The organism is Burkholderia sp. Bp9099, from assembly GCF_003857805.1.
In the GTDB taxonomy this organism is placed as follows: Bacteria; Pseudomonadota; Gammaproteobacteria; order Burkholderiales; family Burkholderiaceae; genus Burkholderia.
On record NZ_QTPU01000062.1, the window covers coordinates 1 to 12705 of the forward strand.

General features: G+C 67.5%; 6 protein-coding genes and 2 pseudogenes. 5 read left to right on the plus strand and 3 right to left on the minus strand.

All coding sequences use genetic code 11. The features are described 5' to 3' along the window. The first annotated feature begins 338 nt into the window (after nucleotides 1-338). The gene (uvrA, locus tag DIE17_RS36380; protein WP_124921818.1) at nucleotides 339-6233 is read left to right on the plus strand and encodes an excinuclease ABC subunit UvrA; all 5895 of its coding nucleotides are present in this window, start codon (nucleotides 339-341) and stop codon (nucleotides 6231-6233) included. Between the two features lie 256 nt (nucleotides 6234-6489). Here the strand turns inward: uvrA and DIE17_RS36385 are convergent, their stop codons facing one another. The 3 genes from DIE17_RS36385 to DIE17_RS36400 form a co-directional block, all read right to left on the minus strand. Further along, nucleotides 6490-7431 carry an amino acid ABC transporter substrate-binding protein gene (locus DIE17_RS36385; RefSeq protein ID WP_124572216.1) on the minus strand — a complete coding sequence of 314 codons (942 nt, stop codon included), beginning with the start codon at nucleotides 7429-7431 and terminating at the stop codon, nucleotides 6490-6492. Between the two features lie 13 nt (nucleotides 7432-7444). Further along, a complete protein-coding gene (locus tag DIE17_RS36390; RefSeq protein WP_124921819.1) occupies nucleotides 7445-8752 on the minus strand; it encodes a dicarboxylate/amino acid:cation symporter in 1308 nt (435 codons plus the stop codon). A 204-nt stretch (nucleotides 8753-8956) separates the two neighbouring features. Next, nucleotides 8957-9646, minus strand: coding sequence for a glutathione S-transferase family protein (locus tag DIE17_RS36400; RefSeq protein WP_124921820.1), 690 nt, complete (start codon nucleotides 9644-9646; stop codon nucleotides 8957-8959). Nucleotides 9647-9891: 245 nt separating this feature from the next. On the opposite strand from DIE17_RS36400, the gene DIE17_RS36405 reads away from it, so the two are divergent. From DIE17_RS36405 to DIE17_RS36425, 4 genes and pseudogenes are all read left to right on the plus strand, one after another. After that, nucleotides 9892-10764 (plus strand): LysR family transcriptional regulator, encoded by an 873-nt coding sequence (locus DIE17_RS36405; RefSeq protein ID WP_124921821.1) that lies wholly within the window; start codon nucleotides 9892-9894, stop codon nucleotides 10762-10764. Nucleotides 10765-10933: 169 nt separating this feature from the next. After that, nucleotides 10934-11182 (plus strand): annotated as a pseudogene (locus DIE17_RS36415) (aminotransferase); the annotation flags it as partial. A gap of 176 nt (nucleotides 11183-11358) precedes the next feature. Further along, on the plus strand, nucleotides 11359-12108 hold the full coding sequence (locus tag DIE17_RS36420; protein WP_124921822.1) for an electron transfer flavoprotein subunit beta/FixA family protein: 750 nt from the start codon (nucleotides 11359-11361) through the stop codon (nucleotides 12106-12108). A gap of 16 nt (nucleotides 12109-12124) precedes the next feature. Next, nucleotides 12125-12705: pseudogene (locus DIE17_RS36425) on the plus strand (electron transfer flavoprotein subunit alpha/FixB family protein); the annotation flags it as partial.

Genomic DNA, 12705 nt, shown 5'->3' on the forward strand with positions numbered 1-12705 from the left:
GGGGCGCGCCCGCCGGGCCATGGCTTAGGCGACGGCGGGGGGGGGCTGCCCCGGTGCGGGTGCGGGGTGTGCGCGCGAGCGGCAGACGCTCCGTACGCGCGCGCCGTTCGGCGCGCGCTTCGACGATCGAGCCGCCGTCCGGGAAAGACGGCGCGATCCGGCGCGGTTTCCCGCATTCGCGCCGTTCTTGGAAAACTGTATGAATATACAGTATAGTATCCGTCGAACTCGAGCGGCGCGGGCATGACCCGTGCGGCACGTGCGCCGCGCCTGCGGGCATCCGCCGCAGCGTTCCGGCACCGTGAATTCCGGCTAACTCATTCAGACGGGCAGGCAAATTGTCATCCAGCAATCTGATCCGCATTCGCGGAGCACGTCAGCACAACCTCAAGAACCTCGATCTCGACCTGCGCACCGGCGAAATGACGGTCGTTACCGGCCCGTCGGGCTCCGGCAAGTCGAGCCTCGTGTTCGACACGCTGTACGCGGAAGGCCAGCGGCGCTACGTCGAAACCTTCAGCGCGTATGCGCGGCAGTTCCTCGACCGGATGGACCGTCCGCAGGTCGAGCGCGTCGACGGCGTGCCGCCCGCGATCGCGATCGACCAGACCAACCCGGTTCGCAGCTCGCGTTCGACGGTCGGCACGATGACCGAGCTCAACGATCACCTGAAGCTGCTGTACGCGCGCGCGGCCGAGCTGTTCGACCGCCAGACCGCGCGGCAGGTGCGGCATGACACGCCGGAGACGATCTACGCGGAACTCGTCGAGCGCACGCAGGCGGACGATCCGCGCGTCGTCGTCACGTTCCCGGTCGAGCTGCCGGAAAGCGTGTCCGACGAAGAAATCGCGCAGTGGCTGTCCGCGAGTGGCTACACGCGCGTGCAGGCGCAGCGGGAAGTCGCGTCGCCCACCGGCCCGCGCAAGCTGCTCGACGTGGTGGCCGACCGCTTCCGCGTGCAGCAGGCCGACAAGGTGCGCGTGGTCGAGGCGATCGAGGCGTCGCTGAAGCGCGGCGGCGGCCGCGTGAACGTCTACGTGCTCGCGCCGGAAGCGGACAACGCGCTGGCCGAGCCGCAGGTGTGGCGTTTCTCCACCGGGCTGCACGATCCCGACAGCGACCTGCGCTACGCGGAGCCGCAGGCGGCGCTGTTCTCGTTCAACTCGGCCTACGGCGCGTGCGAGACCTGCCGCGGCTTCGGCCGCGTGATCGGCGTCGATCTCGGCCTGGTGATCCCCGACGCGCGCAAGACGCTGCGCGGCGGCGCGATCAAGCCGATGCAGACGCCCGCCTGGAAGGAGTGCCAGGACGACCTGATGCGCTACGCTGCGAAGGCCGACATCCGCCGCGACACGCCGTGGTCCGACCTGACCGATGCCGAGCGCGACTGGGTGATCAACGGCTCGCCGGACTGGAACGGCAAGTGGCAGAGCCAGTGGTACGGCGTGAAACGCTTCTTCGGCTATCTCGAATCGAAAGCGTACAAGATGCATATCCGCGTGCTGCTGTCGAAATACCGCAGCTACACGCCGTGCGAGGTCTGCGGCGGCGCGCGCCTGAAGACGGAATCGCTGCAGTGGCGGCTCGGCTCGAAGGCCAACGCCGATGCGGTGCTCGCGCCCGCCGATCGTTTCATGCCGCGCGGCGTCGACTGGACGCGCGCGCAGCTCGAAGCGCTGCCGGGCCTGACGGTGCACGACCTGATGCTGCTGCCGATCGAGCGCATCCGCCGCTTCTTCGACGAGATCACGCTGCCGAGTGCGCTGCTCGACGATGCGCTGAAACTGCTGCTCGCCGAGGTGCGCACGCGCCTGAAATACCTGTGCGACGTGGGGCTCGGCTACTTGACGCTCGACCGGCAGAGCCGCACGCTGTCGGGCGGCGAGGTGCAGCGGATCAACCTGACCACCGCGCTCGGCACCTCGCTCACGAAAACGCTGTTCGTGCTCGACGAGCCGAGCATCGGGCTGCATCCGCGCGACCTCACGCGAATCGTCGAGGCGATGCAGCGGCTGCGCGACGCGGGCAATACGCTGGTCGTCGTCGAGCACGATCCGTCGGTGATGCTCGCGGCCGACCGGCTGATCGACATGGGCCCGGGCCCCGGCGAGCGCGGCGGCACGATCGTCTACGACGGCACGCCGGCCGACATCCGTGCCGCGCGCACGCTGACGGGCGAATATCTCGGCGGCCGCAAGCACGTCGCGCATGCGTCGAACTGGGCGCGCCGCCCCGTCGACGCGAACACGCCGCGCATCGTGCTCGAAGGCGCGACCGAGCACAACCTGCGTGACGTGACGGTCGAGATTCCGCTGCAGCGGCTCGTGTGCGTGACGGGCGTGTCCGGCTCCGGCAAGTCGACGCTGCTGCAGGACGTGCTCTATCCGGCGATGGCGCGCCACCACGGCAAGGCGACCGAGTCGCCGGGTGCGTTCCGCACGCTCACGGGGGCCGACCAGGTCGGCGACGTCGTGTTCGTCGACCAGTCGCCGATCGGCAAGACCACGCGCTCGAACCCGGCCAGCTACGTCGGCGCGTTCGACGAGATCCGCAAGCTGTTCGCGAAGGCGCCGCTCGCGCTGCAGCGCGGCTACGGCGCCGGCACGTTCAGCTTCAACTCGGGCGACGGCCGTTGCCCGACCTGCGGCGGCTCGGGTTTCGAGCACATCGAGATGCAGTTCCTGAGCGACGTCTACCTGCGTTGCCCGGATTGCGACGGCAGCCGCTACCGCGCCGAGATCCTCGAAGTGCGCATCGAGCGCGACGGCCGCGCGCTGAACATCGCCGACGTGCTCGACCTGACCGTCAGCGAGGCGGCCGCGTTCTTCGCGACCGACGCCGAGGTGCTGCGCGTGCTGCAGCCGATCGTCGACGTCGGCCTCGAATACGTGAAGCTCGGCCAGCCGGTGCCGACGCTGTCGGGCGGCGAAGCGCAGCGGCTGAAGCTGGCCGGCTTCCTCGCCGAATCGGCGGCCGCGGCAGGCGGGCGCCGGATCGCCAGCGAAGAGGCGCGCATCGCGCGCGCGAAGCTGTTCATGTTCGACGAGCCCACCACCGGGCTGCACTTCGACGATATCGCGAAACTGATGCAGGCATTCGGCAAGCTGCTCGCGGCCGGCCATTCGCTGATCGTGATCGAGCACAACCTCGACGTGATCCGCGCGGCCGACTGGCTGATCGATCTCGGCCCGGAAGGCGGCGACGGCGGCGGCCTCGTGCTGTGCGCGGGCACGCCCGACGACGTGAAGGCGTGCGCGCAATCGCACACCGGCGTCGCGCTGCTGCAGTACGACCGCGCGATGGACGGCGAAACCGCGCTCGCCGACGAAGGCGTGCCGCTGCAGGCCGTGCTGAACGCCGCCCGCGAGCGGCGCGCGATCGAGGGCGAGGACGTCGTGCGGATCGTCAACGCGCGCGAGCACAACCTGAAGGCGCTCGACGTCGACATCCCGCACGGCAAGTTCAACGTGATCACCGGCGTGTCGGGTTCCGGCAAGTCGACGCTCGCGTTCGACATCCTGTTCCACGAAGGCCAGCGCCGCTACCTCGAATCGCTGAACGCGTATGCGCGCTCGATCGTGCAGCCGGCCGGGCGGCCGGAAGTGGACGCCGTATATGGCATTCCGCCGACGGTCGCGATCGAGCAGCGGCTGTCGCGCGGCGGCCGCAAGAGCACGGTCGCGACCACGTCCGAAGTCTGGCACTTCCTGCGGCTGCTGTACGTGAAGCTCGGCCTGCAGCACTGCATCCACGACGGCACGCCCGTCACGTCGCAAACCGTCGAGTCGATCGCCGCGCAGCTGCTGCGCGACCATCGCGGCGAGCACGTCGGTTTGCTCGCGCCGCTCGTCGTCAACCGCAAAGGCGTGTATACCGATCTCGCGAAGTGGGCGAAGGCGCGCGGCAGCACGCATCTGCGCGTGGACGGCGAGTTCGTCACGGTCGATCCGTGGCCGAAGCTCGACCGCTTCCGCGAGCATACGATCGAGCTGCCGGTGGCCGACATCGTCGTGTCGCCGGACCACGAGGCCGAGCTGCGGCGCCTGCTCGACGAGACGCTCGAGCTCGGCAAGGGCGTGATGCACCTGCTCGCGCCGCTCGACGGGCTGCACCACGCGATGCAGAACGACCATTCGACCGCGCGCGTCGGCGAGGTGAAGGTGCTGTCGGTCAAGCGTGCGTGCCCGGTGTGCGGCACGAGCTACCCGGAGCTCGACCCGCGGATGTTCTCGTACAACAGCAAGCACGGCTGGTGCACGACCTGCGTCGGCACCGGCGTCACGCTCACGCGCGAACAGCGCGCGGCGTACGACGACACGGTGCTCGCCGGCGACGATCGCGGCCGCGAGCAGACCTTGCCGTCGGACGAGCAGGAACCGGAAGGCGTCGGCAACGAGCCGTGCCCGGATTGCGGCGGCACGCGCCTGAACCCGTCCGCGCGCGCGGTCACGTTCGACGCGCATCCGATCGTCGAGGTCGCGCAGTGGACGGTGTCCGATACGCGCCGCTGGGTCGACGCGCTGGAACTGACCGGGCGCGACGCGCAGATCGCGCGCGACATCGTCAGCGAGATCGGCAGCCGCCTCGCGTTCCTCGAGGAAGTCGGGCTCGGCTACCTGAGCCTCGATCGCGCGGCGCCGAGCCTGTCGGGCGGCGAAGCGCAGCGCATCCGGCTCGCCGCGCAGCTCGGCAGCAACCTGCAGGGCGTGTGCTACGTGCTCGACGAGCCGACCATCGGCCTGCATCCGCGCGACAACCAGATCCTGCTGGACGCGCTGCGCAAGCTCGGCGACAAGGGCAACACGCTCGTCGTCGTCGAGCACGACGAGGACACGATTCGCCGCGCCGACCACATCATCGACGTCGGTCCGGGCGCCGGCAAGCGCGGCGGCACGCTGGTCGCCGAAGGGGCGGTCGCGGATCTGGCCGCACAGCCCGATTCGGTCACGGGCCGGCTGCTCGCGCAGCCGATGACGCACCCGCTGCAGCCGCGCCGTGCGGTGAGCCTCGCGGGCAAGAAGGGCGCACCGGCGGTGCCGGAGGGCTGGCTGACCGTGCACGGCGCGACGCTGCACAACCTGCGTGACGTCACCGTCGGCATTCCGCTCGCGCGGCTCGTCGCGGTGACGGGTGTCAGCGGCTCGGGCAAGTCGACGCTCGCGCGCGACGTGCTGATGACGAACCTGCTCGACGCGGTCGGCCGCTCGGTGCTGTCGTCGCCGGCCACGCGGCGCGCGCGCAAGGCCGCGCAGCAAGATGCGCCGGCCACGAACCGCCGCGCGAGCGTGCTCGCACGCAGCGCGCCGCGGCCGTCGCTGAACGTCACGCATGCGTGGCAGGGCTGCGCGTCGCTGAGCGGCTGGGAGCAGATCGACCGCGTGCTCGAAGTCGACCAGACGCCGATCGGCAAGACGCCGCGCTCGTGCCCGGCCACCTACATCGGCGTGTGGGACACGATCCGCAAGCTGTTCGCCGATACGCTGGAGGCGCGGGCGCGCGGCTACACGGCGTCGCGCTTCTCGTTCAACACCGGCGACGGGCGGTGTCCGGCCTGTGAAGGGCAGGGCGTGCGCACGATCGGGATGAGCTTCCTGCCCGACGTGAAGGTGCCGTGCGACGTGTGCCACGGGCAGCGCTTCAACCCGGAGACGCTTGCGGTCACGTGGCGCGGCCGGAACATCGGCGACGTGCTGACGATGGAGATCGACGAAGCGGTGGAATTTTTCGCACCGATTTCGAACATCGCGCATCCGCTGCGGCTGATGAAGGACGTCGGCCTCGGCTACCTGACGCTCGGGCAGCCGTCGCCGACGCTGTCCGGCGGCGAGGCGCAGCGGATCAAGCTTGTGACCGAGCTCACGAAGGTGCGCGACGACATCACGCGGCGCGGCCAGAAGGCGCCGCACACGCTGTACGTGCTCGACGAGCCGACGGTCGGCCTGCACATGGCCGACGTCGCGAAGCTGATCCGCGTGCTGCACCGGCTGGTCGACGGCGGGCATAGCGTCGTCGTGATCGAACACGACCTCGACGTGATCGCGGAAGCCGACTGGATCATCGATCTCGGTCCGGAAGGCGGCGTGGGCGGCGGCACGATCGTCGCGGCGGCGCCGCCGGAAGGGCTCGCGCAGGTGAAGGCGAGCCATACCGGGCATGCGCTGAAGCCGGTGCTGGCGCGAACGGCGGCGCAGGACGGCGAAGCGGAGCGGCAGGGCGAAGCGCGGGTCGGTTGAACGCGGTGCTGCCGGTGAGCGGCCCCGGTGTCTGGGCAGGCACCGGGGCCGCTTTTGCATTCGTCCGTGCGATCGGGCGCTGCGACATCCCGTCGATCGGGCACCCGGCATGAATACATGGCTGCCCGGGATAGCGTGGCCGGATGCGTCGCGGCTGCCGCGCAACGTAGGTGACGCCGGGGACGCCGGTGACGCCGCCGCATCACGCGCGACAGGAACGGCTCGTCCCGGTCGAGCGGAAGACGGCGGCGCTATCTCATTCGCCCTTGACGCCGATCGTCTCGATGATGGTCTCCAGTTGCGGGCTCATCGGCAGGTTGAGGCTCATGCCCGACGGAAGCGGGCGCAGGAACCAGCGCTTGTACTGGCGCGCGATCTCGCCGTCGACGGCCAGCTCCTCGAACGTGCTCTTCACGACCTGCGCGAGCTGCGGATCGTCCTTGCGGAACATGATGCCGTACGGGTCGTAGGACAGGAAGTCGCCGACCACGTCGTACTGGCCGCCCTTGCCCGCATTCACGGCAATCAGGCCGTACAGCAACACGTCGTCCGTCGCGAACGCATCGGCGCCGCCGCTCGCGACGAGCGCGAAGCCCTGCGCATGATCCGGCACCACCTGCAGCTGGATCCCGAGCCTGAACCGCGCGTCCAGGTCGCGCAGCGCCTTCTCGTTGGTCGTGCCGGCCGTCACCGCGACCTTCTTGCCCGCGAGATCGCGGAACGAGCGGATCGGCGAGCCGCGTTTCACCATCACCTTCGTGCCGGCCACGAAGATGATCGGCGAGAACGCCACGCGCTTCTGGCGCTCCAGGTTGCTCGTCGTGGAGCCGCATTCCAGGTCGACCGTACCGTTGACCACCGCGTCGATGCGGTTCTCGGACGTGACCGGCACCCAGCGGATCGTCAGGTTCCGATTGACCGCATCCTCGATCGACGACACGAGCGCCTTGCAGAGCTCGATCGAATAGCCGATCGGCTGGTTGCGCGCGTTCAGATACGAGAACGGGATCGACGCGTCGCGATAGCCGAGCGCGATCGTGCCGCTGCTGCGCACCTTCGCGAGCGTGCCGGTCAGTCGGGCCGGCGCGAACGGCTCGACGCGCGGCGGCGTGGACGGCGCATCTTCCGCGCGCGCGGTCGCGCCCGCGGCAAGCAGGCCCGCGAGCGCGAGCGCACCCCAGAATCGCTGCATCTTCATCGCCGGGCCTCCGTCAGACGTCCGTCGGATGCGCAATCGTCGCTTCCTGTTCCGCTTCGATGCGTGCCAGATTGGCTTCGGCTTCCGCTTCCGACATGAGCTGGTTTTCCCACTTCGCGACCACCGCGCTCGCGATCGAGTTGCCGACCGCGTTGGTGGCCGAGCGGCCCATGTCGAGGAACGTATCGACGCCGAGAATCAGCAGCAGGCCGGCCTCCGGAAGCCCGAACTGGTGCAGCGTGGCGGCGATCACGACGAGCGATGCGCGCGGCACGCCGGCCATTCCCTTCGACGTGAGCATCAGGACCAGCAGCATCGTGATCTGCGTGCCGATCGACAGGTGGATGTTGTACGCCTGCGCGATGAACAGCGACGCGAACGTGCAGTACATCATCGAACCGTCGAGGTTGAACGAATAGCCCATCGGCATCACGAAGCTCGAAATCCTGCGTCGCACGCCGAACCGGTCGAGCGCATCGAGGATCTTCGGATACGCGGCTTCGGAGCTGGCCGTCGCGAACGACAGCATGAATGCTTCCTTGATCAGCACCAGCAACTTGAATACGCGCGGCCCGAGGAACAACAGCCCGGCACAGACGAGCAAGGCCCAGAGCAGGAACAGGCTCACGTAGAAGTCGCCCATGAACACCGCGAACTTCAGCAGTACCGACAGCCCGTTGACCGCGACGGTGGCGGCCATCGCGGCCATCACCGCGAGCGGCGCGAGCTTCATCACGTAGCCGGTGATCTTGAGCATCACGTGCGACAGCTGGTCGATCGCGGCGACGAGGATCTTGCCGCGCTCGCCGAGCGCCGCGAGCGCGACGCCGAAGAACATCGAGAACACGACGATCTGCAGGATTTCGTTGTTGCTCATCGCCTCGGCGAACGATCTCGGCACCATGTGGCCGACGAAATCCTTGAGCGTGAACTTGGAGGTCGCGAGGTTCGCCGATGCGCCGATGTCCGGCAGCGGCAGGCCGAGGTTCTCGCCGGGCCGCAGCAGGTTCGCCATGAACAGCCCGAGCAGCAGCGAGATCAGCGACGCGGTGACGAACCAGCCGATCGATTTCGCGAACACGCGCCCGACCGATGCCGCGTCGCCCATGTGCGCGATGCCGACGACGAGCGTCGAGAACACCAGCGGGCCGATCACCATCTTGATCAGTCGCAGGAACACGTCGGACACGAGCGAGATGTATCCGGCGATTTCGGCGGTGGCCTTTTTGTCGGGAAAGCTCGTGAAGATCATGTAGCCGATCAGGATGCCTGCCACCATCGCGATCAGGATCCAGACGGCTGCAGCATTTTTTTTCTGCATCGTGCGCCTCCCATGCACCGGTTCCGCAACCGGGGATGGAAGGACAATACAGGACCCGAACGGCGATGAACAGTGCAACCGGGGGCGGGTTTGCGCTAGCGCCGTGTCGCGACCGATTGCCCGGCAAAGATCGTGCCGGTGGCACCCTGAGCCCGGTGCCGGCGCAACCCGATACGGGGCGCCGGCACGCAAAAGCGGTTCGGTTCAATCCTGAATGCGCAATACGTGATCGCGGATACGCGTCGACAGCATCGAGCCGCGCTTGAGCAGGAACTCCATCAGCCGCTGCGGATAGTTGGCCCGGACCGCTGCGCGCACGGACGGCCGTTCGGCGAGCCGTTGTCGCCATGCAGTGACCTTGGGCAAGCCCGCGAAGAACCCGAAGTCGTCGATCCGCTCGAACACGTCGAAGTAGCGGAACACCGGCCCGAATGCCGCGTCCACGATGCTGAAGTGCGCGCCGCCAAAATACGGGCCGGTGCCGAGCGCGTCTTCGAGCTGCTCGAATCGTGCGCGGATGTCACGGGTTGCCGCGGCCAGCGCCGTTTCGTCCGCAGCCGTGTAGAACCCCCACACGGCGTTCAGCAGTGCCGAAGCGAACTCGACCCAGGCGCGGTGCCGCGCCCGCTCGAGCGGCGCATCGGGATGCAGCCGCGGCGCGAGCGTCTCGTCGAGGTAGTCGCAGATCACGGCCGATTCGAAGATGGGCGCGCCGTCGACGACCAGCACGGGGGTCTTGCCGAGCGGGGAAATCCTGCGAAACCAGTCCGGCTTGTTGCCCAGGTCGACGTCCGTCCGTTCGAACGGCACGCCTTTTTCGGTCAGCACGATGACTGCGCGCTGGACGTAGGGGCACAGCACGTGGCTGACGAGGTGGTATTGGGGCGTGCTCATGTCGTCGCCTCGCCGTGGCAGGCCACGTCAGGCGCGAAGCGCCGGCTGCGCCGGCCCAACGCCACGCGGAGCCGCAACGCGCCATAGGCGGCGGCATTGTCACTCGTCGAAATCGATTGGTTCATATCGGCACCCGTTGGGAGAGTTGGCAAGGCGGCACCGAATTTGACATTGCGGAAGTGCTTGAGCAATACGCATGATTACAATGACGGATTGCAAAAATGCAATGAACGGGGGATAACCGGATGCCATACAAGCTCAGCGCGGCAGACCTCGAAACGATACTGGCGCTGTCCCGCTCGGGCACGCTGGTTCAGGCGGGCGAGCGACTGGACGTGGATGCGTCGACCGTGTTTCGCAACCTCAGGCGGATCGAGCGCGGCCTGCAGCAGCAGTTGTTCGAACGGACCCGCTCAGGCTATCGCGCGAAGGAAATCGCGCTGACGCTGGCCGAACACGCGGAGCAAGTGGAAGTGCAGGTCGAATCGGCCCGCTCGATCGCGCAACAAGCGCCCGAGCAAGTGGCGGGCACCGTGCGCATCACCACCACCGACACGATTCTGCACGGGCTGGTCGGGCCGGCGCTGAAGCAGCTGGAAGCCGTCCACCCGCGGCTTGCGTACGAGCTGAACACCGGCAACGAGATCGCCGACCTGGGGCGCCGCGATGCCGATATCGCGGTGCGTGCGACCCGGCAACCACCGGAATATCTGGTGGGCAAGCATGTCGGGTCGATCGACGTGGCGCTTTTCGCGTCGAGGCACGACGCCGCAGTACGCCGTTATGAAGACGTCACGGCGGGCAAGGCACGCTGGATCGCGCCGGACGACGCGCTGCCGGGCCACCCGTCGGTCATTTGGCGCAAACGTCATTTCAGGAAAGTGGTGCCGCACTACAAGGTCGACAGCATCCTGACCGTGATGGAGCTGGTCGCCCTGGGCATGGGCGTCGGCATACTGCCGATGTTTCTGACACGCGGCCGCTCCGATCTCGTGCAATTGACCGATGTCCTGCCCGACTGCCAGACCGAGCTGTGGGTGCTGACCCACCGGGAATCGCGACATCTGCTGCGGGTCTCGACCGTATTCAAATATCTGTCGACGACGCTGAAGATCTGACCGTGTGCTTCGGTGCGCGGCGATGCGGGCGCATCGCGCCACGGGGCCTGACGGGTCATTCGGGAACCTAATCATGCGCACCGGGGCCAGCAGGCTCGTGCTGAAATCGCACGCCTGCGCCGCCTGCCGGACGATCTCGGCGGTCAGCGAATGGGCGCGTGCCGCACACGACCTGACGGAGCGCGACCTGATCGTCGGGATCGGTTTCGCGAACCTCGAACCGACGCAGGCGGTGCGGGAATACGAAAAGCACGGCGTGATCGTCCATGAACGCGTTGCGTCGAGCCTGTATTCGGGGCGGATGCTGAAATCGTTCGGGCTCGGCGGCGCTGTGCGGATATCGCCGCTTCATTGCCATGCGCCCGACGATATCGCGCGATTCCTGGCGATTACCGCCACGCTGGCAGCGAACTGCTGATCGACGACACGGCCCGGATCATCCGGGCCGTGTCGCATTCGGCGCCGGGAAACGCGCGGCGCAATAGGTTCGGGCTATGACCGGCAGAGTCAATGGATAGTTGTCGCCGGCCAGGTTTGCGCGTGTAATGGCCTGCGAAACCGGATGATGCCAACGACTCGATGGAGGAGCAGCGCGTGAAGATCGTCGTAGCAGTGAAAAGAGTGGTCGATTACAACGTGAAGGTCCGCGTGAAGTCGGACAACACGGGCGTCGACATCGCGAACGTGAAGATGTCGATGAACCCGTTCGACGAAATCGCGGTGGAAGAAGCGGTGCGGCTGAAGGAAGCGGGTGTCGCGACCGAAGTGATCGCGGTGTCGGTGGGCGTCGCGCAAGCGCAGGAAACGCTGCGTACGGCGCTGGCGATCGGCGCGGATCGCGCGATCCTCGTCGAGTCGACCGACAGCGTCGAGCCGCTGGCCGTCGCGAAGATCCTGAAGGCGCTGGTCGACAAGGAACAGCCGCAACTCGTGATCCTCGGCAAGCAGGCGATCGACGACGACTCGAACCAGACGGGCCAGATGCTGGCCGCGCTGGCCGGCCTGCCGCAAGCGACGTTCGCGTCGAAGGTGACGATCGCCGACGGCAAGGCAACCGTGGCCCGTGAAGTCGACGGCGGCGCGGAAACGCTGTCGCTGTCGCTGCCGGCGGTCGTGACGACCGACCTGCGCCTGAACGAGCCGCGCTACGTGACGCTGCCGAACATCATGAAGGCGAAGAAGAAGCCGCTGGAAACGGTGAAGCCGGAAGACCTGGGCGTGGACGTCGCGCCGCGTCTGAAGACGCTGAAGGTGGCCGAGCCGCCGAAGCGCGCGGCCGGCGTGAAGGTGCCGGACGTGAAGACGCTGGTCGAGAAGCTGAAGACCGAAGCCAAGGTGCTGTAAGAGGGAGCGGAAAGAAATGACGATTCTGGTGATTGCAGAACACGACAACGCGTCGATCAAGGCCGCGACGCTGAACACGGTGGCAGCAGCAGCGAAGATCGGCGGTGACATCCACGTGCTGGTCGCGGGTCACAATGCGCAAGGCGCGGCCGATGCGGCAGCGAAGATCGCAGGTGTGTCAAAGGTGTTGCTGGCCGATGCGCCGCAACTCGAAGCGGGCCTCGCGGAAAACGTCGAAGCGACCGCGCTGAACATCGCGAAGGACTACTCGCACATCCTCGCGCCGGCAACGGCTTACGGCAAGAACATCGCACCGCGTATCGCCGCGAAGCTGGACGTCGCGCAGATCTCCGACATCACGGCTGTTGACAGTGCCGACACGTTCGAGCGTCCGATCTACGCGGGCAACGCGATCGCGACGGTGCAGTCGAGCGACCCGATCAAGGTCATCACGGTGCGTGCGACGGGTTTCGATCCGGTGGCAGCCGAAGGCGGCAGCGCAGCGATCGAGAAGATCGAAGCCGCGGCGGACGCAGGCAAGTCGCAGTTCGTGAGCCGTGAAGTGACGAAGCTGGACCGTCCGGAACTGACGTCGGC